The organism is Lysobacter korlensis (assembly GCF_042434515.1).
Genome location: NZ_JBHLTG010000008.1, coordinates 95,530 through 115,381 on the forward strand (window position 1 = coordinate 95,530; position 19,852 = coordinate 115,381).

Below are 19,852 nucleotides of genomic sequence, written 5' to 3' on the forward strand. Positions count from 1 at the left end.
TCGATGCGCCCGGTCAGCTGCTCGTCAGGATGACCAGCCGCTGGGTGGCGCGCGTCATCGCGACGTAACGGTCGACCGCGCCTTCGATGCCGTCGCCGAATTTGTGCGGGTCGATGAGGACGACGAGGTCGAACTCGAGGCCTTTCGCGAGTTCTGGGGACAGTGACCGGACTCGGGCACTCCCCCGGAATCTTCCGTCGCCGATCACGCAGGCGATGCCCTCGGTGTGCGCGGCGAGCCAGTCCTCGAGCACCGTCTCCAGGTCCGAGGCCGGTCCATGTGCGACCGGGACTCCGCTGCTGCGGATGGACGTCGGCACGTTCGCATCGGGCAGCGCCGCCCGGATGACCGGCTCGGCCTCCGTCATGACCTCTTCCGGCGTGCGGTAGTTGATGCTCAGCGAAGCCAGATGGACGTTCCTGAGCCCGACCCGCTTCAGCCGGTGCTCCCACGTCTCCGTGAACCCGTGCCTGGCCTGGGCCCGGTCCCCCACGATCGTGAAGCTCCGGGACGGCGCACGGCGCAGCAGCATCTGCCATTCCGCGTCGGTCAGCTCCTGCGCCTCGTCCACGACGATGTGCGCGAACGGGCCGGCGAGTAGATCGGGGTCGGGCGCCAGCGAAGCGGCCTCGTCGACCAGCGTGGTGTCGAAGTCCTGCCCCCGCAGCATGGACATGATCGACATCTCGGAGTCGTCCGCGGCGATCAGATGGTCGGCGACCATTTCGCGCTGCTCGCGCTCAGCGGCGAGTGCTGCCTCCTGCCGTCGTCGCCGTCGCGAGGCCTCCGGATCGCCGATCCGCTGGCGCGCGGCGTCAAGGAAGGGCAGATCGGGAACGGTCCAGGCGCGGGCCTCGGGGCGTTGCAGGCTCTGCACCTCATCCTCAGTCAGCCAGGGAGCGCAGATCCGGAGGTAGGCGGGCACCGACCACAGGTCCGCGACGACGCCGGCCGGGTCGAGCAGTGGCCATGCCTTCGCGAAGGTGGTGGTCAGCTGCTCGTTCTGCAGCAGAGACCGGCGGAGCAGGTGGGGAGGCGCGTCGTCCTCATCGACCTGGTCCATCAGGATGTCGAGCAGCGCCTCCCAGACTCGGTCACGGGAGTCGTTGTGCGGGCTTCCCGGTTCCGCGGCATCGAATGCCTCAGCCCACTCAGCGGCGCTCAACCAGATGTCCGTCCAGGGCGTCTCCACCGTCATCCCCTTCGACGGCGGCTTCTCGTAGTACCCGACGGCGCTCTCGACTGCAGTCACGAGGTCTGCTGAGGACTTCAGCCGGGCGACCTCCGGGTCGAGCTCCGACACCGCCTCGGCTCCCTCGATCACCAGGTCCCGCGGCGTGCAGAGCTGCACACCCTCCTCCCCCAGGCTCGGCAGCACATCAGCCACATATGCGAGGTACGGCTGGTGCGGTCCGACCACCAGCACGCCTCCACCGCGAGCCAGCTGCGGCTCGGAGTAGAGAAGGTACGCAGCACGATGCAGGGCGACCACCGTCTTGCCGGTGCCCGGGCCTCCGTCGACGACCAGCGCGCCCCGGGATCCAGCCCGGATGATGGCGTCCTGATCCGCCTGGATCGTGCCGAGCACGTCGCGCATGCGGGGCGACCGGCTGGTGCCGAGGCTGGCGAGGAACGCCGACTGGTCGTCGAGGGCGGCGTGCCCGACCAGCCCGTCCGCGGTGAAGACCTCGTCCCAGTAGTCGCTGACCCGGCCGCCGGTCCAGCGGTACCTGCGGCGGCTCGCCAAACCCATCGGTTCGGCATGGGTCGCGGCGAAGAACGGTTCGGCAGCGGGGGCGCGCCAGTCGATCAGAAGCTGCCGGCCATCGCGGTCGGCGAGGCCGAGCCGGCCGATGTAGACCGGCACCCCGGTATCCGCGCTCACGATGCGGCCGAGACAGAGGTCCAGGCTGAAGCGGCGCAGTGCCCGCAGTCGTGCGGTCAGCCGGTGGATCTCCAGGTCGCGTTCCATCGCCGACTGGCCTGTTCCGCCGGGCTTCTTGCGCTCGGCGTCGAGGCGATCGCAGAGGTCGGAGATCGACTCTGTGAGCGTTTCGGCGATTGCCGCGAAGTGCCGCTCGTCGTCGGCGATCATGGCCGGGTCGGCCTTGGCCGTGAGCCGGTCGGGAAGGTTGAACGCGCTGGTAGTCAGGTGCACGGTCGACGATTCTCGACCACCACAGGGGTCTTGTGGCAAGCCCCCCGCTGCGCTATAGATTGAGAGTGGAAGGGAAGCAGAATCCCTTCCTTTTTCATGTCGCCGCAGGGCCGCACGGACCTCGGCCGATGGCGCGCGGGGAGCGCGAAAGCTCACCCGACCTCACGGTCCGCGTGGGATCGTGAAGCATGCATCCCCACGTCGTCGTCCGCACAGCGGAGGAGCGCGACATCGGCGAACTGGCCGCGCTGCGCTGGGTCTGGTCGCCGCCCGCCCAGCCTGATGACCGCGAGGCGCTCCGCGATTTCACCGAGTGGCTGGCCGACTGGATGACGGCGCACCGGGACGACGTCCTCTGCAAGATCGCCGTCGCCGACGGACGCCTGATCGGAATGGCATGGCTGGCGATCTACGAGCGGGTGCCGAACCCGGATGACCGACGCCGCCGCACGGGCGATGTGCAGAGTGTGTTCGTTCTCCCCCGATTCCGCGGCCGCGGAGTCGGCAGGCGACTGATGTCCGAGCTTTGCGCCGCGGCCGACGATCTCGGCATCCCGACCGTGACCGTGCGATCGAGCGCGTCCGCAATGCCGTTCTACGAGCGGCTCGGGTTCACCCCCTCCGAATTCGACGTGGAGCGCCACCGTCCCGCTCCCCCGGCCGACCGGCGGTCTCGATGACCCAGGTCGGGCGTCGAATATCCTCGGACCCGTGGCCCTCCGGCTGACGCTCCCCCAAGCGCGTCAGATCGCCGTGCGCGCGCAGCTGCTCGACCGTGGGCGCCCAGAGCACATCGTCGACGTCGTCCGGCAGCTCACGCTGCTCCAGATCGACCCGACCGCCGCGGTCGCGCCGAATGCGGACCTGGTGCTCTGGAGCCGGATCGGTGCCTCATACCGCCCGGAGGAGCTGAAGCGGGAGCTCGAGGAAGAGCGCAGCCTGTTCGAGCTCGACGCGCTCATCCGTCCGATGGAGGATCTGCCGCTGTTCCTCGCCGGCATGGCGGCGTTCCCGGTCCGCGAGCGCACCCGCGAGTGGCTGCACGCCAACGACCGGTTCCGCGTCGACGTGCTCGCCCGACTCCGCGACGCCGGACCACTGCGCTCCCGCAACATCCCCGACACCTGCGTGGTGCCGTGGGCATCGACCGGGTGGACGAACAACCGCAACGTCACCCAGTTGCTGGAGATCCTGGTGCTGCGCGGCGAGGTCGCTATCGCCCGCCGGGAGGGCCGGGAGCGGTTCTTCGACCTCGCCGAACGCGTCTATCCCGCCGGTGTGGCACCACTCCCGCTGGAAGAGGCGCGGCGCATCCGCGACGAGCGACGCCTGCGCTCCCTCGGGATCGCCCGCACGAAGGCCCCCGAGCAGCCCATCGAACCGGTGCACGTCGGGCAGGCCGGCGAGGACGCCGTCGTCGACGGTGTGCCGGGGAGCTGGCGCGTCGACCCGGAGGCGATCGGCGTGCCGTTCGAGGGCGGCCGGACCGCGCTGCTCTCCCCCTTCGACCGCCTGATCTACGACCGCGTGCGGGCGCAGGCACTGTTCGGCTTCGAGTATGTGCTCGAGATGTACAAGCCGGCGGCCCAGCGACGCTGGGGCTATTTCGCGCTGCCGATCCTGTCCGGGGATCGGCTCGTGGGCAAGCTGGACGCCCTCGCGGACCGCAAGCGCGGCGTGCTCACCGTGCACGCGGTCCACGAGGACGTGCCGTTCTCGACGGCGATCCGGGACGATGTCGAACGCGAGCTCGACGACCTCGCCACCTGGCTCGGCCTCACCCGCTGACTGTCGCGGACTTCCTCCAGCCCCGCTTCGCCCTCTCGCAGAAGCGCAGCACGTTGCCGAACGGGTCCGTGACCGTCAGCATCGGCCCGCCGGGCGCCTCGTCGTCGACGGCGGGACGGGAGAAGCGACTCCCCCACTACGTCATCGACGGGGATCCAGCACACAGCACCCGGAGTGCCATCACCGTAGTGCTCGGAGAGGTGCAGCACGCAGCCTCCCAGGCGGACCGCGGCGTAGACGGGCAGGTCGGGGGCGAATCGGTGCTCCCAATCGAGCGCGAAGCCGAGGTAGTCGAGATAGAAGGGGTACGCAGCGCTCGTCTCCGTCACCCGCAGCACCGGCACCGCGGCGCCAGAGGCCGGGTGTGGCTCCAGCCCCGCCGCGGCGGTGTTCCAGTCCCGGAACCCGAGCTGGCGTGCGACCAACTCGAGGGCCCGCGAGTGGGTGACGTCGGTGCCGTCTTCCCGGAGTTCGGTGCGCAGGCGCTTCGCCATCCGTTTGGCGTCGTCGGCAGTGATCACTTGTCCTTCGATTCCCGATGCGCGGTCGGTGCTGCTCGCATTGGCGCCGGGCATCGTGATCGTGAGGCCAGTTGACCATGGTTGTGGATGCCTTCACCATCCCTATCGGGGCGAGCGGCGGGCGGCATCGGCCCACTGCCGACGGTAAACCCAGTCACCGTGCCGGGCAAGACCCGCACGCTGCCGCCGCTCGTCAGGACGCCGGCGGCGGGACCACCTCGTAGATCAGTCGCGCGAATTGACCGACGGCGCGCGCCGACACCAGCTTCAGCCGGTCGGACTCGACACGTCGGGGAAAGAGGGGTGCACCGCCGGTCAGCGCGACGGGCGCGACGGACAGCGCGATCTCGTCGAGTGCCCCGGCGTCGAGGAACTGTCCCGCGAGATCGCCCCCGCCGACCACCCAGATGTCGCCCTCCCCGGCGGCAGCCCGGATCGCCGGCAGCGCGTCCCGGACCGACCCGGAGACGAACCGGACATCCGCACCCTCCGGCACGGGCAGCGATCTCGAGGTGAACACGAACACGGGCCTGTCGCCGTGGAACTCGCGCCACTTTTCCGGGTTCGCCAAGATGTCCGACTCGTTCAGAACCCACTCGTATGTGGTCGACCCCTCCACCATCGCCGAGACGCCCTGCGGCAGGAGTTCTTCGTCCGGCTCATCGGCGACGGCGAACAGCCAGGCGAGAGAGTTGTGCTCATCGGCGATCCAGCCGTTGATGGTGGTCGCCGTGTCGAAAAGAATCTTTCCCATCCCGGCAATCTAGGCACCGCCACCGACACCGCTCGTTGCAGGCGATGGCGGCGGACAGTCGGCCATCGTCTTCGCGGAGGTGAACGAGGTCTTCTCGAAGAACGCGTCCACCACCGCCGGTGGCGACCATGGTCGAAGGTCCCTACTCCCCTGCTGGCGGCGGGCGTATCCTGCGCTCGTCGCCGCCGATCCCGTAGGCGTGCGCGGATCAGCGCCCGGCGACCGCTGTCGCCCGGCCTGGCGAAAGGAAGAGCTCCTCATGTTCACAGAAACGATCGCCGTGCTTCCCGCCTCCGACCTCGCCAGAGCGAAGGCGTTCTACCACGACGCCTTCGGATTCGACCCGGTCGAGGTGCGGAATGGGGATCTCGTCTACCGGCCGCGCGCCGGCATCGCCTTCGAGGTCTACGAGACCTCCAACGCCGGCACCGCCAAGAACACCCAGATGTGCTTCCATACCGACGATCTGGACGGCGACATGCGCCAGCTCCGCGACCGGGGCATCATCTTCGAGGACTACGACTTCCCTGGCCTCAAGACCGTCGACGGGGTCGCCGAGATGGATGGCGAACGGGCCGCATGGTTCCGGGACAGCGAGGGCAACTACATCTGCCTCGGACAGCCGAAGACGAAGTCGGCCACGGCGGGTGGCGGTGCCGCCGACGACGTGAGCGGCGTCTCATCCGCGTTCTACGACTGACGACGGCTGACCGCTCCGGCGCGCCGGCTGGTCAGGCGCGCGTCGCCGCCACCCATGCGTCCAGCTTCGCTGTGGCCGCTCCGGAGTCGATCGCCGCTGCCGCGACGACCAGCTGCTCAGCGAAGCGCTCGCGGATGTCGCGGTGCGATTGCGTGCTGTCCTGCGCAAGCTGCCAGGAGACGAGACCCGCGGCCGCGTTCAGCAGCACGATGTCCCGCACCGGGCCGGGCTCACCGCCCAGGGTCGCCCGGGCTACGCCCGCGTTGTGGGCCGCGTCGCCGCCGCGGAGCGACTCGATGTCCGTGCGGGCGATGCCGACGTCCGCCGGGTCGAGGTCGTGCTCGGTCACCAGCCCCCGCGACACCTCCCAGATGTGGCTGTGCCCCGTGGTGGTGAGCTCGTCGAGTCCGTCATCGCCGCGGAAGACCAGCGCGGTGGCGCCGCGGGTCTGGAACACGCCGACGATGAGCGGGATCTTGTCCGCGTTCGCGACCCCGACAGCGGAAGCCTCCGGGCGGGCCGGGTTGCAGAGCGGACCGAGGAAGTTGAAGACGGTGGGGACGCCCAGTTCGCTGCGGGTCGGGCCCGCGTGCCGGAATCCGGGGTGGAACTTCGCCGCGAACGCGAACGTGATACCCACCTCCTCGAACACCTCGGCGACGCGTGCAGGCTCGAGGCTGAGGTCGATGCCGAGCGCACCGATCAGGTCCGAGGCGCCGGACGCGCTGCTCGCGGCCCGGTTGCCGTGCTTCACCACCCGGGCGCCCGCTGCCGCGGCCACCACCGACGCCATCGTGGAGACGTTCACCGTCTTGAACCGGTCTCCGCCGGTGCCGACGATGTCGAGGGCCATCGGGTCGACGTCCAGCCGTTCCGCGTTCTCGAGCACCGCATCCCGGAACCCGACGATCTCGTCGACCGTCTCGCCCTTCGCCCGCAGGGCGACCAGGAACCCGGCCAGCTGCGCCGACGTGGCGCGTCCCGCCATCACCTCACGCATCGCCCAGCTCGCCTCGCCGATCGAGAGGTCCCGCTGGTCCAGGAGGTCGGTGATCAAGGACGCCCAGGTCGGCTCGGTCAGCATGCGAACCAGAGTATCTCCCGGCTTGTGCCCGGGTGCGCGCCGCAGTTCGCGGCTTGATGCGCATCCGACATAATGGCTATGTGAGCACCTCTCTGACGCGGCCCCTCGGCGCGCCTGCGATCAACCGGCCGAACGTCGTTCAGGTCGGCACGATCGTCTGGCTCGGCAGCGAGGTCATGTTCTTCGCCGGTTTGTTCGCGATCTACTTCACGAACCGCTCGACCGCCCCCGAAGTGTGGGCGGAGCAGACGGAGAAGCTCAACATCCCGCTGGCCTTCACGATCACCGTGATCCTGGTGCTCTCGAGCGTCACCTGCCAGTTCGGCGTCTTCGCAGCGGAGCGCCTGCAGCACCGCGCGACAGGCTGGAAGCCCACGCAATGGGGAATGGTGGAGTGGTTCTTCGCCAGCTACATCCTCGGCGCCATCTTCATCGTCGGGCAGACCTACGAGTACTCGATTCTCGTCAGCGAGTTCGTCAGCCTCTCGAGCGACGCCTACGGCTCCGCGTTCTACATCACCACCGGCTTCCACGGTCTGCACGTGACCGGCGGGCTCATCGCCTTCCTGCTGATGATCGGACGCGCCTACGCGGTCAAGCGCTTCACCCACCGTGAGGCGGCCAGCGCCATCGTCGTCTCCTACTACTGGCACTTCGTCGACGTGGTCTGGATCGCGCTCTTCCTCATCATCTACTTCCTGAAATAGCACGATCCCGGTCAGGCTCAGCCTCGGAAGCATTGGACGCACCACACAGCATGGCGAAGAACACCCGCACCCGGCCCACCGGACGCCGATCCCCGCTCGCATCGATCGCGCTCCTCGTGCTGGGCCTGCTCACGACCGGCGGCACGTACGCGCTCTTCACGACGACCGCTGCCGCCGAGACGACCGAGGCGTCGCAGGAGATGGTCGACGAGGGCCAGAAGCTCTTCGCCGCGAACTGCGCCAGCTGCCACGGACTGAACGCCGAGGGATCCGACGTCGCCCCCAGCCTCATCGGCGTCGGCGCCGCATCCGTCGACTTCCAGGTCGGCACCGGGCGCATGCCGCTCGCCGCCCAGGGACCGCAGGGCGAAGAGAAGCCGATCCAGTTCAACCAGGAGCAGATCGACCAGATGGCGGCATGGGTCGCCTCCCTGGCACCGGGACCAGCGGTTCCCGAGGAGCAGTACCTCGAGCCGAACGGTGATGCCACGAACGGGGCGGAGCTCTTCCGCATCAACTGCGCCATGTGCCACAACGTCGCCGGGGCCGGCGGGGCGCTCACCGAGGGCAAGTGGGCCCCCAGCGTGCAGGACGTCAGCGCCAAGCACATCTACGAGGCCATGGTCACCGGTCCGTCGAACATGCCGGTGTTCAACGACCTCAACCTCACACCTGAGGACAAGCGGGACATCATCACCTACCTGGTGAACTACGCGTCCGCCACCTCCCCAGGCGGCATCGACCTCGGTGACCTCGGTCCCGTCGCGGAGGGCCTCTTCATCTGGATCTTCGGACTCGGTGCGTTGGTCGGCATCACGGTCTGGCTGACAGCGAAATCGAACTGAGCCGGACCAAGCGAATCGACCGAGCACACCGAATCACTCTCGGAAGGAAACGAATTGGCAGAGCAGCACGACGGCGCAACACAGAGCCGGGCTCTCGAGAAGGCCGCGCCGCGGCCTGAGCGCCCCGGTGTCGCCGTTCTCGCGCCCGACGCCTTCGAGAACCCGGGCTTCCCGCCGGAGCGCCCTCGCGTCACGGACCTCGACCCGAAGAAGGACCGTCAGGCCGAGCGCCGGGTCATCGGGATGTTCTGGATCTCGATCCTCGGCAGTGCGCTCGCAATCATCGCCTACATCGCCTTCCCCATCGAGGAGGGCGACCTCGGCACGGTCCGGCTGAACAACATGCTGCTCGGCGTCGGCATCACGCTGGCGCTGCTCGGCATCGGCTTCGGCGCGGTGCACTGGTCGAAATCCCTGATGGACGGGCATGACCTGGTGGAGGCCCGCCACCCGTCCCACGGCAAGGCCGAGACCCGCGCGAAGGCGGTCGAGGTCTTCACCCTCGGCAACCAGGAATCCGGCTTCGGACGGCGCGCGCTGCTGCGCAACACCATGATCGGCGCCCTGCTGGTGAGCCCCATTCCCGCCATCGCCCTCTTCCGCGACCTCGCACCGGCCAATGGAGACCCGGTCGCGCTGCTGAAGCACACGATGTGGGAAGAGGGGATGCGCCTCGCGCGTGACCCCGACGGCACGCCCATCCGCGCAGCGGACGTGACCATCGGCTCCGTATTCCACGTGATCCCGGAGGATCTGCCCGGCCTCGAGCACCACCGCCTCGAGGAGAAGGCGAAGGCGGCGGTGCTGCTCGTCCGCCTGAACCCGGCGGACCTCAACATCTCCCCCGAGCGAGCCGACTGGTCGTACGACGGCATCGTCGCGTACTCCAAGATCTGCACGCACGTGGGTTGCCCGGTGGCACTGTACGAGCAGCAGACGCACCACCTGCTCTGCCCGTGCCACCAGTCCCAGTTCGACATCGCGAACGAGGCGGAAGTCATCTTCGGCCCCGCCAAGCGTCCGCTGCCGCAGCTGCCGATCACGGTCGACGAGGAAGGGTACCTCGTCGCCCGCAGTGACTTCCACGAACCCGTCGGCCCGAGCTTTTGGGAGCGAGCGCTGTGAGCACCAGCACCGAGGCACCACGTCCAACCACCCGCCCTTCGACAGCGCCGGTGGAGACCACCTCCCGCGGCATGCGCGCCACCGGGTGGGCGGCCAACTACATCGACGAGCGCACCGCCATCTCGGGTCTCGTCCGGGAGCTCGGCCGCAAGATCTTCCCCGACCACTGGTCGTTCATGCTCGGTGAGGTGGCGCTGTACAGCTTCGTCGTCATCCTGCTGAGCGGCACCTTCCTCACCTTCTTCTTCGACCCGTCGATGACCGAGGTCGAGTACGAGGGCGCCTACGTGCCGCTCAAGGGCCTGGAGATGTCGGCCGCGATGGCCTCGACCCTCGACATCAGCTTCGAGATCCGCGGCGGCCTGCTGATGCGGCAGATCCACCACTGGGCGGCGCTGCTGTTCATCGCGTCGATCGGCCTGCACATGCTCCGGGTGTACTTCACCGGCGCGTTCCGCAAGCCGCGCGAGCTGAACTGGGTCGTCGGCTTCGTGCTGTTCATCCTCGCCATGGCAGAGGGGTTCACCGGGTACTCGCTCCCGGACGACCTGCTCTCAGGCAACGGCCTCCGCATCATCGACGGCATGATCAAGGGCCTGCCGATCGTCGGCACCTGGACCTCCTACCTCTTCTTCGGCGATGAGTTCCCAGGCACGGACATCATCCCGCGGCTCTACGTGCTGCACATCCTGCTGCTGCCTGCGATCCTCGTCGCTGCGCTCGGCGTGCACATGGTGCTGCTGGTGATCAACAAGCACACGCAGTTCGCGGGCCCGGGACGCACCGAGCAGAACGTGGTCGGCGTGCCGATCATGCCGGTGTTCGCGGCGAAGGCCGGCGGATTCTTCTTCATCGTGTTCGGCGTGATCGTGCTCATCTCGTCGTTCTTCACGATCAACCCGATCTGGAACTACGGCCCGTACGACCCCTCCCCCGTCTCCGCCGGCACGCAGCCGGACTGGTACATCGGCTTCGCCGACGGCATCCTGCGGCTCATCCCGCCGGGCTGGGAGGTCGTGCTCTTCGGCTACACGTTCTCGTTCAACATCCTCGTGCCGATGGGTGTGCTCGGGCTCTTCATCGTGCTCGTCATGATCTACCCCTTCATCGAGGCGTGGATCACCGGCGACCAGCGCGAGCACCACATGGCGGACCGGCCGCGGAACGCGCCGATGCGCACCGCGATCGGCGCGGCCGGTGTGACGTTCTACGCGGTCCTGTGGGCGGCGGCGAGCTCGGACCTCATGGCGACCCACTTCCGGCTGGCGGTGGAGGATGTCACGCACGCGCTGCAGACGGCGCTGATCCTCGGACCGATCCTCGCGTTCATCGTGACGAAGCGGATCTGCCTGAACCTGCAGAAGCGTGACCGCGAGATCGCGCTGCACGGCTACGAGTCGGGACGCATCGTGCGTCTCCCGGGCGGCGAGTACATCGAGGTGCATGAGCCTCTCGACGACTACGAGCGCTGGCGTCTGGTCAGCTACGACGACTACAAGCCGCTGATGCTGCGCCCGAACTCGCGAGGCCGCATCTCCCTCTCCGATCGGGGTCGCGCGTACGTGACGAAGTGGTTCTTCGAGGACCGCATCGCACCGGTGACCCGCACCGAGGTGGAGCGCTCGCACAGCTCGCACGGCGGCGGACACCACTAGTCGCCAGCAGCTCGAGGAAGCCCCCGTCGCCCCACGGCACGGGGGCTTTCCCGTGAGCGGGCCCTTCGACAGGCTGGGACCGAGGTCATCAGCGAGCGGGCCCCCTTCGACAGGCTGGGACCGAGGTCATCAGCGAGCGGGCCCCCTTCGACCAGCTCAGAGACCGGGGCCCACAAGCGAGCGGTGCCCTGCGACGGCCTCAGACCGAGGCCCCTTCGACCGGCGCAGGGACCGGGCGCTAGAAGGTGCGCTTCAGGTACTCAGCGGTGGAGTGATACCCCAGCCGGTCGTAGAAGCCCGCAGCGCGCCTGCTGGCGACCGTGAGCTGACGCACGCCTCGGGAGAGGCACTCCTGCTCGATCGCGTGCACAAGCTGGCTGCCGAGGTCCTGGCCGCGGGCCGCCTCGTCGATGACCAGCTCATGGATCTGCGCGGCGGGGCCGTTCGTGTAGAGCAGGGGCACGATGGAGGTCAGCGCATACCCGCGCACAACGCCCTCGTCGTCCTCCACCACGAGCAGCAGCGTCTCGGTCGTCGTGCTCGTCTGGGCGCCGGCCGCCTGGAACAGGTCGGCGAAGGTTCGGTCGAACGCCGCGCGATCGGGGTCGAATGACGCCGCGAGCTGGCCGAGCAGACCGAACACGGCGTCGGCGTCCTCCGGACGGGCTGGTCGGATCTGCACCTCAGCGCCCGAAGTTGCCGCGGTAGTACTCGTACTGCCAGCCGATCAGGGCGATCACCGTGAAGGCGACGCCGATGTAGAGGATCCACATGCCGACCGCCAGGCCGAGCGCGACCACGGCCGCGCCGGCGCCGAGAGCGATCGGCCACCAGCTCCAGGGGCTGAAGTGCCCGACCTCGGGGTCGCCGTCGTCGATGTCGGCGTCACCACGGTCCTCGGGCAGCTCGCCGCCCTGCGCCTTGTGCGCCCGCTGCAGATAGAAGCCGAGGAAGATCCCGAGGGCTGAGGTGAGGCTGAGCGCCACGGTGCCCACCCATTCCACGCCGGACTGCTTGAACTCGCCCTCCGGCACGTCGCCGTACTCGATCAGCGTCCAGAACGCGTACACGACGGCGGCGATGCCGAAGAAGAGGGACAGCACCCACCAGAGGACTGCATTGGCTCGCATGTGCCTACTTCACCTTCCCGTCGCCGGCGTCTTTGACCGGGGCTTCCGGAGCATCCTTCAGCGGTCCGACGCCGATCGGAATTCCCGCCTCCGGGTGGTGCAGGTCGAACGCAGGCGACTCCGAGCGGATGCGAGGGATCGAGGTGAAGTTGTGGCGGGGCGGCGGGCACGAGGTCGCCCACTCCAGGGACCGGCCGTAGCCCCACGGGTCGTTCACCGTCACCTTCGGCGCACGCCGTGCGGTGACCCAGACGTTGTACGCGAACGGGATCATGGACGCCGCGAGGATCATCGCGCCGACGGTGGAGAGCTGGTTCATCCAGGTGACGCCGTCCTCCTCCATGTAGGTGGCATACCGGCGAGGCATGCTCTGCACGCCGATCCAGTGCTGGATGAGGAAGGTGGTGTGGAAGCCGATGAACAGCAACCAGAAGTGGATCTTACCGAGCGTCTCGTTCAGCATCTTGCCGGTCCACTTCGGCCACCAGAAGTAGAACCCGGAGAACATCGCGAACACCACGGTGCCGAACACGACGTAGTGGAAGTGCGCCACGACGAAGTAGGTGTCGGAGACGTGGAAGTCGAGCGGCGGTGACGCCAGGATGACGCCGGTGAGCCCGCCGAAGAGGAACGTGATGAGGAAGCCGATCGCCCAGATCATCGGCGTCTCGAACGTGACGGAGCCGCGCCACATGGTGCCGATCCAGTTGAAGAACTTCACGCCCGTCGGCACCGCGATGAGCATCGTCATCAGGGCGAAGAAGGGCAGCAGCACGGAGCCCGTGACGTACATGTGGTGCGCCCACACGGTCACCGACAGTGCGGCGATCGCGATGGTGGCGTAGACCAAGGTCTTGTAGCCGAAGATCGGCTTGCGGCTGAACACCGGCAGCACCTCGGAGATGATGCCGAAGAACGGCAGCGCGATGATGTACACCTCAGGGTGCCCGAAGAACCAGAACAGGTGCTGCCAGAGGATCGAGCCGCCCGCCGACGGGTCGTAGATGTGCCCCTGGAACAGCCGGTCGATCGCGAGGCCGAACAGTGCCGCGGCGAGCACCGGGAACGCCATGATCACGAGGATCGAGGTGACGAGCGTGTTCCAGGTGAAGATCGGCATCCGCCACATCGTCATGCCGGGCACGCGCATCGTGATGATGGTGGTGATGAAGTTGACGGCGCCGAGGATGGTGCCGAAACCGCTGATCGCAAGGCCCATCACCCACATGTTGCCGCCGAGCCCCGGCGTGAAGGTGAGGTTCGACAGCGGCGTGTAGGCGAACCAGCCGAAGGATGCGGCGCCTTGCGGGGTGAGGAAGCCGCCGACCGCGATCAGCGAGCCGAAGTTGAACAGCCAGTACGCCAGCGCGTTCAGCCGCGGGAACGCGACATCGGGAGCGCCGATCTGCAGCGGCATCAGCACGTTGGCGAAGCCGGCGAACAGCGGCGTCGCGAACATCAGCAGCATGATCGTGCCGTGCATCGTGAACAGCTGGTTGTACTGCTCCTTCGTCGCCACGATCTCGAGGCCGGGAGCGAACAGCTGGGCGCGGATGACGAGGGCCATCACGCCGCCGAGCAGGAAGTAGATGAAGGACGTGACCAGGTAGAGGTACCCGATCTTCTTGTGGTCGGTGGTCGTCAGATACTCGACGACCATGTTCCCCTTGCGCTGCGCGGTCGGGGTGACGACCTCAGGGCGATCAGCGGTGACTGTCATTGGTCTCAGTCTTCCGTTTCTCCGTCGACCGGTGCATCGACCGGCGCGTCCTCTTGGATGTTGTAGTAGCGGGTGTCGTACGTGCCATCGACCTGACCCTCGTTGCCCGCGGCCCGCAGGTCCTCGATGTACGCGTCGTACTCCGCCTGCTCGACCACCTCGACGTTGAAGAGCATCAGCGAGTGGTATTCACCGCACAGCTCCGCGCACTTGCCCGAGTAGCTGCCGACCTTCTCCGGCGTGAAGAAGATCGAGTTGTCGAGACCCGGGTACATGTCCTTCTTGTAGAGGAACTCGACCACCCAGAACGAGTGCTGCACGTCGCGCGAGTTGACGTCGATGCGCACCTCCTGCCCAACGGGCAGGTAAAGGGTCGGCAGCGTCGACCGGTCGATCTGATTGTCCGGACCCTCCTGGCGCGCCTGTGTGCCCTGCGTGTACACGTCCTCGTTGACGTAGTTGAAGTCCCACGACCAGCGCTTGCCGTACACCTCGATGTGCACATCCGGATCGGGCGTCTCGTTCTCGATGGCCGCCTGATCCCGCGCGGTGAAGGCGAAGAATCCGAGGATGAGGATGAGCGGCACGATCGTGTAGAGGATCTCGATCGGCATGTTGTAGCGCAACTGCACCGGAAGGCCGGTCTGGCCGCGGCGGCGGCGGTAGACGAGAGCCGCCCACACGATGAGGCCCCAGGTGACGATGCCGACGACGAGCAGGATGATCCACGAGGTCGTCCACAGACCGGTGATGCGGTCGGTGTGGTTGGTGATCCCCGGCTCGCCCGGCAGATATCCGCGAAGCTGCTCCTGAGTGCAGCCGGCGAGCACCAGGCCAAGTGCGACAGCGACCGGTATCGCAGCCCAACGAAGACGGCGGTTAGAACGCACCTGGAACCTCTCGGAAAAGCTCGGACTGTGTCCCGCCAGTCTATATCCACGCATCAGCCCTCCCGGCGGCACCCGGCCAGCACGGCGGCACGTGGACACGAAAAAGGGAGCCGCGATCGCGGCTCCCTCTTCCTGTGCGCCGGCCCCCGACGCGGTTCCGGTTGCCTCAGTTGAAGCTGTCTCCGCAGGCGCAGCTGCCCTGTGCGTTGGGGTTGTCGATCGAGAAGCCGTACTTCTGAATCGAGTCCTCGAAGTCGATGGACGCGCCGTCGAGGTACGGCACGCTCATCTGGTCCACCACCAGGCCCACTCCCCCGAACTCCACCACGGCGTCACCCTCATGCAGGTTCTCGTCGAAGTAGAGCCGGTAGATGAGACCGGAGCAGCCGCCCGGCTGGACCTCGATGCGCAGCTTCAGATCGTCGTTGCCCTCCTGCTCGAGCAGGCTCGCCGCCTTGGCGGCGGCGGCCTCGGTGAGGGTGACGCCGTGCGACGCGGTGATGGTCTCGCTCATGCCTGCTCCTTGCTCGGAAAGCTCACTCGACTGCAAATCTGAGGTCAAGTGTAAATGCTCGCCGCGGGAAGCGCCTGCGGAGGCGCGCTCGGATCGAGGAGCGCGGATGGCGGGTATCGAGAGCTCAGGCCGTGCGCGGCACACCGTCGAGCTGGTTGAGCGACGCGAGCAGCACCGCCTCGGTGAGGATGGACCTCGAGAACACCCCCAGGTGCAGCGACTCGTTCGGGCTGTGCGCGCGGGAATCCGGATCCTCGACACCGGTCACGAGGATCTGCGCGGCGGGGAACTCCCGCACCAGGTCGGCGATGAACGGGATGGAGCCGCCCACGCCCATCTGCACCGGCGCGGCACCCCATGCGGTCTCCATCGCGTCGAGGGCATGTCGCACCGCCCATCCGGTCGTGTCGACGAGGAACGGGTCACCGGTGTCGACGTCGGAGATCTCCAGGTGTGCGCCGAACGGGACGTGCGCCCGGAGGTGGCGCTCGATCGCACTGAAGGCCTCGCCCGACTTCTGGCCCGGTGCGATCCGCGCGCTGATCTTCACCGTGATGCTCGGGCTCAGCGTGTTCGAGGCGTTGAGCACGCTGGGTGCGTCGATCCCGGTGACGGTGATCGCCGGCTGGTTCCAGATCCGGCTCAGGATGCTGTCCCGGCCGATCGAGGTCACGCCGTCGAGGAGGCCGGCCTCCTCACGGAGCTTCTCCTCCCCGTACTCGGGCGTGGTCCCGTCGAACGAGGTGAGCCCGTCGACCGCGACGGCGCCATCCGCGTCGTGGAATGTCGCGAGCAGGCGGATCGTCGCGAGCATCGCGTCCGGGACCGCACCGCCGAACATGCCGGAGTGCGACGCGTGCTCGAGGGTCGAGACGGTCAGCCTGAAGGTGACGTTGCCGCGCAGTCCGGTGGTGAGCGCCGGCGTCTCGGTGTCCCAGTTGTCGGAGTCGGCGACGACGATCACGTCGGCCGCCAGCTGCGCCGTATGCCGGGCGAGGAAGGAGGCGAACGACCGGGAGCCGAACTCCTCCTCACCCTCCAGGAACACCGCGAGCCCCAAGTCGAAGTCCGGCCCGGCGACCTCGACGAGCGCCCTGAGCGCCGCCACATGAGCCATCACGCCGGCCTTGTCATCGGCGGCGCCGCGGGCGTACAACCGGTCGCCACGCACCGTCGGCTCGAATGCCGGCGACTCCCAGTCCTCGTCCCTGCCCGGCGGCTGCACGTCGTGGTGGGCGTAGAGCAGCACGGTCGGGCGGCCGTTCCGGGCGGCACGGGTCGCAAGCACCGCAGGCTGCCCGAGCTTCCCGGCATGCTCGCCGGTCGCGATCGGCGCACGCTCGATGCGCACCGACTCGAAGACACCGGTCCCCTCCAGAAGCTCCTTCGCCGCCTCCGCGGTCGCCTGCACGTGAGCAGGGTCGAATCCGTCCCAGGAGACGGATGGGATGCGCACCAGCCGGGTCAGATCGGCGACGGCCGACGGCATCCCGTCGCGCACGGCATCCCGGAGCGCCTCCGAAAGCGGGCGCGCCGACGTATCTGCGGGCTGGGTAGGGGGCTGTGAGTCGGTCATGCGGGTAATCTTAAGGTGAGCCGAAAGCAGGGAAGTTCGTGGCAAGAGCACAGGAGCCGTCCGCCGAGAAGACCGGCGAGACGGCCGAGGAGACCGCGGCGCGCCTCGCGGGCAAGGGACGAGCGACGCCCACCCGCAAGGAGCGTGAGTCTGCGCGCAAGCGTCCGCTGGTACCGGACGACCGCTCGCAGGCGCGCAAGGAGGCACGCGCGAAGATGGCCGCGGCCCGTGAGAAGGCACGCGTCGGCATGGCGGCCGGCGATGAGCGCTACCTGCCGGTCCGCGACAAGGGGCCGCAGAAGCGCTACATCCGCGACTTCGTGGACGCCCGGTTCAGCATCGGTGAACTGCTCATCCCGATGATGCTGATCGTGATCCTGCTCACCTTCGTGCCGTCGCTGGAAGTGCAGTTCTTCAGCTACATCGCGCTGTACGCGTACATCCTGCTGGCCGTGGTCGACTCGATCATTCTCGGCTTCCTGATCCGCAGGCGGCTGGCGCAGAAGTTCGGCGCAGACAAGGTGGAGCGCGGCGTGAAGCTCTACGCCGCGATGCGGGCGCTGCAGTTCCGCCGGCTGCGGCTGCCGAAGCCGCAGGTCAAGCGCGGGCAGTACCCCGCCTGATCCGCAGCAGGCCACGGTTCACCGACCGGGCCCAGAGCGGACCGCGGTACAGGAACGCCGTGTAGCCCTGCACCAGGGTCGCGCCGGCGTCGATCCGCTCCTGCACGTCTTCAGCGGTCTCAACACCGCCGACGGAGATGACGCAAAGCTCGGACGGCACGACCTCGCGGACCACGCGAAGCACCTCGAGCGCCCGGGCGGCGAGCGGCGCACCGGAGAGACCGCCTGCTCCCGCGGCCTCCACCGTCTTCGGCTCCGTCTGCAGCCCAGCCCTGGACAGGGTGGTGTTCGTCGCGATGACGCCGGCGAGGCCCAGCCGCACGGCCAGGGCACCCACCCGCCGCACCTGGTCGTCTTCCAGGTCGGGGGCGATCTTCACCAGCACCGGCGTCCGCCCGGCGGCGCCGCGCACGGCGCTGAGCAGCGGCTCCAGGCGGTCGAGCTCCTGCAGGCCGCGCAGGCCCGGCGTGTTCGGTGAGCTGACGTTGACGACGAGGTAATCGGCGAGCGGAGCGAGCATCGCGGTGCTGCGCAGATAGTCGGCGACGGCGTCCTCCACCTCCACGACCCTCGACTTGCCGATGTTCACACCGATCACGGGACGGCGGGCGACCGACTGCACCGCATGCAGGCGGCGGCGTGCCGCCTCAGCGCCCTGGTTGTTGAAGCCCATCCGGTTGATGACGGCCCGATCGGGGATCAGCCGGAACAGCCGCGGCTTGGGATTGCCGGGCTGCGGGAGCGCAGTGATGGTGCCGACCTCGACATGGCCGAAGCCCAGGCGGCCGAGTCCCGCGATGCCGCTGCCCTCCTTGTCGAACCCCGCGGCCATGCCGAACGGTGACGGGAATCGCAGACCGAGCGCCTCGACGGTGAGCGACCGGTGCGGACGGGTGAAGCGGTGCAGCAGCCTCCCGATGCCGGGCGCGGCGAGCGCACGGATGACCATGAACGCCAGATGGTGCGCGCGTTCCGGGTCGAAGCGGGTGAGGATCAGCCGGAAGAAGAGCGGATACACGGACTACGACTGGGGTCCGCCGGTCGCGGCCGGGTCGCGCTCGACCCGCAGCAGCGTGATCGCCGACTCGAAGTCCTCGAGCGAGTCGAACCCCTGATAGACGCTCGCGAAGCGGAGGTAGGCGACCTCATCCAGTTCCCGCAGCGGCGGCAGGATTGCCAGTCCGATGTCGTTCGCCTCGATCTGCGATGCGCCGGTGGCCCGAATGGACTCCTCCACCCGCTGTGCCAGCACCGCGAGGTCGGTGTCGGTCACCGGACGCCCCTGGCACGCCTTGCGCACCCCGCTCACGATCTTCTCGCGGCTGAACGGCTCGATGACGCCGTTCCGCTTGACCACATTGAGGCTGGCGGTCTCTGTCGTGCTGAAGCGGCGGCCGCACTCCGGGCACTGACGCCGACGACGGATGGCGAGACCGTCCTCGCTGGTCCGCGAGTCGACGACGCGGGTGTCGGGGTTGCGGCAGAAGGGGCAGAACATCCCCTCCAGGATAGCGGTGCCCGCTTCCGCATCCGCCGGACCCGGCGTGTCCGCGCCAGCCTCTCGCGCGGGCCGATCCGGCGCATCCGGGCCGGCACGCCAGCCCGCCGACGCCGAAGTAGCCCATCCTGGGCGGAGAGAGGTCTCGACCGGTAGATTCGCGGGGACCAGCGACGGTTCGGGACTCGAACGATTGGAGCACAATGCCGCAGTACGCCGTACTCATCTATACCGACGACTCTGCGCACGCGCTTTCGGCTTCGGAGGACGAGCTGGCCGAACCGAACGGACACGGTCAGGAGCTGGCGGCATCCGGCGCACTTCGCGTCGCATACGCCTTCACTCCACGCGCTCTTGCACGCTCCATCCGCGCCACCGGGGTGACCGACGGCCCGTTCGTCGACGCGGCAGAGGTCGTGGCGGGCGTCTATGTGCTCGAAGCCCCGGATCTGGAGTCAGCGTTGGAGATCGCCGCCACGAATCCGGCGATCCGGGACGGCGGAGGCGTCGAGGTCCGTCGCGTGCACAGCGGTGGCGTGATCCGGTGAACCCATCGGTCCGCCG

General features: G+C 68.2%; 20 protein-coding genes and 2 pseudogenes. 9 read left to right on the forward strand and 13 right to left on the reverse strand.

Going from position 1 to position 19,852, the window contains the following annotated elements; genetic code table 11:
• Nucleotides 1–13 precede the first annotated feature (13 nt).
• Nucleotides 14–2,158 carry an RNA polymerase recycling motor ATPase HelR gene (helR, locus tag ACFFGH_RS26915; RefSeq protein ID WP_386674171.1) on the reverse strand — a complete coding sequence of 715 codons (2,145 nt, stop codon included), beginning with the start codon at nt 2,156–2,158 and terminating at the stop codon, nt 14–16.
• 188 nt (nt 2,159–2,346) lie between these two features.
• Here helR and ACFFGH_RS26920 point away from each other — a divergent pair, with 188 nt between their 5' ends.
• Both ACFFGH_RS26920 and ACFFGH_RS26925 read left to right on the forward strand, forming a co-directional pair.
• Nucleotides 2,347–2,838 carry a GNAT family N-acetyltransferase gene (locus tag ACFFGH_RS26920; protein ID WP_386674174.1) on the forward strand — a complete coding sequence of 164 codons (492 nt, stop codon included), beginning with the start codon at nt 2,347–2,349 and terminating at the stop codon, nt 2,836–2,838.
• 31 nt (nt 2,839–2,869) lie between these two features.
• A complete protein-coding gene (locus tag ACFFGH_RS26925; protein ID WP_386674177.1) occupies nt 2,870–3,946 on the forward strand; it encodes a DNA glycosylase AlkZ-like family protein in 1,077 nt (358 codons plus the stop codon).
• Here ACFFGH_RS26925 and ACFFGH_RS26930 read toward each other — a convergent pair.
• The 3 genes and pseudogenes from ACFFGH_RS26930 to ACFFGH_RS26940 form a co-directional block, all read right to left on the reverse strand.
• Nucleotides 3,936–4,061: pseudogene (locus tag ACFFGH_RS26930) on the reverse strand (hypothetical protein); the annotation flags it as partial. The gene ACFFGH_RS26925 and the pseudogene ACFFGH_RS26930 overlap by 11 nt on opposite strands.
• Before the next feature lie 49 nt (nt 4,062–4,110).
• Nucleotides 4,111–4,521 (reverse strand): annotated as a pseudogene (locus ACFFGH_RS26935) (glyoxalase superfamily protein); the annotation flags it as partial.
• 139 nt (nt 4,522–4,660) lie between these two features.
• Nucleotides 4,661–5,221, reverse strand: coding sequence for a dihydrofolate reductase family protein (locus ACFFGH_RS26940; protein ID WP_386674180.1), 561 nt, complete (start codon nt 5,219–5,221; stop codon nt 4,661–4,663).
• A 259-nt stretch (nt 5,222–5,480) separates the two neighbouring features.
• Here ACFFGH_RS26940 and ACFFGH_RS26945 point away from each other — a divergent pair, with 259 nt between their 5' ends.
• A complete protein-coding gene (locus ACFFGH_RS26945) occupies nt 5,481–5,921 on the forward strand; it encodes a VOC family protein (protein WP_386674183.1) in 441 nt (146 codons plus the stop codon).
• A gap of 31 nt (nt 5,922–5,952) precedes the next feature.
• Here the strand turns inward: ACFFGH_RS26945 and trpD are convergent, their stop codons facing one another.
• Nucleotides 5,953–7,005, reverse strand: a complete 1,053-nt coding sequence (trpD, locus tag ACFFGH_RS26950) for an anthranilate phosphoribosyltransferase (protein ID WP_386674185.1) — start codon at nt 7,003–7,005, stop codon at nt 5,953–5,955.
• An 80-nt stretch (nt 7,006–7,085) separates the two neighbouring features.
• On the opposite strand from trpD, the gene ctaE reads away from it, so the two are divergent.
• From ctaE to qcrB, 4 genes are read left to right on the forward strand one after another with little or no spacing between them, the layout of a single operon-like run.
• Nucleotides 7,086–7,712, forward strand: a complete 627-nt coding sequence (gene ctaE, locus ACFFGH_RS26955) for an aa3-type cytochrome oxidase subunit III (RefSeq protein ID WP_386674188.1) — start codon at nt 7,086–7,088, stop codon at nt 7,710–7,712.
• Nucleotides 7,713–7,762: 50 nt separating this feature from the next.
• A complete protein-coding gene (qcrC, locus tag ACFFGH_RS26960; protein WP_386674190.1) occupies nt 7,763–8,557 on the forward strand; it encodes a cytochrome bc1 complex diheme cytochrome c subunit in 795 nt (264 codons plus the stop codon).
• A 54-nt stretch (nt 8,558–8,611) separates the two neighbouring features.
• On the forward strand, nt 8,612–9,682 hold the full coding sequence (gene qcrA / locus ACFFGH_RS26965) for a cytochrome bc1 complex Rieske iron-sulfur subunit (RefSeq protein WP_386674193.1): 1,071 nt from the start codon (nt 8,612–8,614) through the stop codon (nt 9,680–9,682).
• A 50-nt stretch (nt 9,683–9,732) separates the two neighbouring features.
• Entirely contained in the window at nt 9,733–11,337 is a 1,605-nt protein-coding gene (qcrB, locus tag ACFFGH_RS26970; RefSeq protein ID WP_386674196.1) for a cytochrome bc1 complex cytochrome b subunit, read from the forward strand.
• A 238-nt stretch (nt 11,338–11,575) separates the two neighbouring features.
• Here qcrB and ACFFGH_RS26975 read toward each other — a convergent pair whose 3' ends face one another.
• The 6 genes from ACFFGH_RS26975 to ACFFGH_RS27000 all read right to left on the reverse strand — a co-directional run bounded on the left by ACFFGH_RS26975 (nt 11,576) and on the right by ACFFGH_RS27000 (nt 17,167).
• The gene (locus ACFFGH_RS26975; protein ID WP_386674199.1) at nt 11,576–12,019 is read right to left on the reverse strand and encodes a GNAT family N-acetyltransferase; all 444 of its coding nucleotides are present in this window, start codon (nt 12,017–12,019) and stop codon (nt 11,576–11,578) included.
• A 1-nt stretch (nt 12,020) separates the two neighbouring features.
• Entirely contained in the window at nt 12,021–12,467 is a 447-nt protein-coding gene (gene ctaF, locus ACFFGH_RS26980) for an aa3-type cytochrome oxidase subunit IV (RefSeq protein ID WP_386674202.1), read from the reverse strand.
• Nucleotides 12,468–12,471: 4 nt separating this feature from the next.
• Nucleotides 12,472–14,187 carry an aa3-type cytochrome oxidase subunit I gene (ctaD, locus tag ACFFGH_RS26985; RefSeq protein ID WP_386674205.1) on the reverse strand — a complete coding sequence of 572 codons (1,716 nt, stop codon included), beginning with the start codon at nt 14,185–14,187 and terminating at the stop codon, nt 12,472–12,474.
• A 5-nt stretch (nt 14,188–14,192) separates the two neighbouring features.
• Nucleotides 14,193–15,077, reverse strand: coding sequence for an aa3-type cytochrome oxidase subunit II (ctaC, locus tag ACFFGH_RS26990; protein WP_386674208.1), 885 nt, complete (start codon nt 15,075–15,077; stop codon nt 14,193–14,195).
• Nucleotides 15,078–15,243: 166 nt separating this feature from the next.
• Nucleotides 15,244–15,591 carry an iron-sulfur cluster insertion protein ErpA gene (gene erpA / locus ACFFGH_RS26995; protein ID WP_386674211.1) on the reverse strand — a complete coding sequence of 116 codons (348 nt, stop codon included), beginning with the start codon at nt 15,589–15,591 and terminating at the stop codon, nt 15,244–15,246.
• A gap of 124 nt (nt 15,592–15,715) precedes the next feature.
• Complete coding sequence (locus tag ACFFGH_RS27000) at nt 15,716–17,167, reverse strand: dipeptidase (RefSeq protein WP_386674213.1); 1,452 nt, start codon at nt 17,165–17,167, stop codon at nt 15,716–15,718.
• 38 nt (nt 17,168–17,205) lie between these two features.
• Between ACFFGH_RS27000 and ACFFGH_RS27005 the strand changes: the two genes are divergently transcribed.
• On the forward strand, nt 17,206–17,790 hold the full coding sequence (locus ACFFGH_RS27005; protein WP_386674216.1) for a DUF3043 domain-containing protein: 585 nt from the start codon (nt 17,206–17,208) through the stop codon (nt 17,788–17,790).
• Here the strand turns inward: ACFFGH_RS27005 and ACFFGH_RS27010 are convergent.
• Together ACFFGH_RS27010 and nrdR are read right to left on the reverse strand one after the other, a co-directional pair.
• Complete coding sequence (locus ACFFGH_RS27010; RefSeq protein ID WP_386674219.1) at nt 17,765–18,808, reverse strand: quinone-dependent dihydroorotate dehydrogenase; 1,044 nt, start codon at nt 18,806–18,808, stop codon at nt 17,765–17,767. The two genes, ACFFGH_RS27005 and ACFFGH_RS27010, sit on opposite strands and share 26 nt — an antisense overlap.
• A gap of 3 nt (nt 18,809–18,811) precedes the next feature.
• Entirely contained in the window at nt 18,812–19,288 is a 477-nt protein-coding gene (gene nrdR / locus ACFFGH_RS27015) for a transcriptional regulator NrdR (RefSeq protein WP_386674222.1), read from the reverse strand.
• Between the two features lie 203 nt (nt 19,289–19,491).
• Here nrdR and ACFFGH_RS27020 point away from each other — a divergent pair, with 203 nt between their 5' ends.
• Complete coding sequence (locus ACFFGH_RS27020; protein ID WP_386674225.1) at nt 19,492–19,836, forward strand: YciI family protein; 345 nt, start codon at nt 19,492–19,494, stop codon at nt 19,834–19,836.
• The last annotated feature ends 16 nt before the right edge of the window (nt 19,837–19,852 follow it).

Bases quoted from the DNA above. Each gene is read 5' to 3' on its own strand.
- ACFFGH_RS26920 (WP_386674174.1), top strand. From the start codon at position 2,347: ATGCATCCCCACGTCGTCGTCCGCACAGCGGAGGAGCGCGACATCGGC.
- ACFFGH_RS26940 (WP_386674180.1), bottom strand. From the start codon at position 5,221: ATGGGAAAGATTCTTTTCGACACGGCGACCACCATCAACGGCTGGATC.
- ACFFGH_RS26945 (WP_386674183.1), top strand. From the start codon at position 5,481: ATGTTCACAGAAACGATCGCCGTGCTTCCCGCCTCCGACCTCGCCAGA.
- trpD (WP_386674185.1), bottom strand. From the start codon at position 7,005: ATGCTGACCGAGCCGACCTGGGCGTCCTTGATCACCGACCTCCTGGAC.
- qcrC (WP_386674190.1), top strand. From the start codon at position 7,763: ATGGCGAAGAACACCCGCACCCGGCCCACCGGACGCCGATCCCCGCTC.
- ctaF (WP_386674202.1), bottom strand. From the start codon at position 12,467: ATGCGAGCCAATGCAGTCCTCTGGTGGGTGCTGTCCCTCTTCTTCGGC.
- ctaD (WP_386674205.1), bottom strand. From the start codon at position 14,187: ATGACAGTCACCGCTGATCGCCCTGAGGTCGTCACCCCGACCGCGCAG.
- erpA (WP_386674211.1), bottom strand. From the start codon at position 15,591: ATGAGCGAGACCATCACCGCGTCGCACGGCGTCACCCTCACCGAGGCC.
- ACFFGH_RS27000 (WP_386674213.1), bottom strand. From the start codon at position 17,167: ATGACCGACTCACAGCCCCCTACCCAGCCCGCAGATACGTCGGCGCGC.
- nrdR (WP_386674222.1), bottom strand. From the start codon at position 19,288: ATGTTCTGCCCCTTCTGCCGCAACCCCGACACCCGCGTCGTCGACTCG.
- ACFFGH_RS27020 (WP_386674225.1), top strand. From the start codon at position 19,492: ATGCCGCAGTACGCCGTACTCATCTATACCGACGACTCTGCGCACGCG.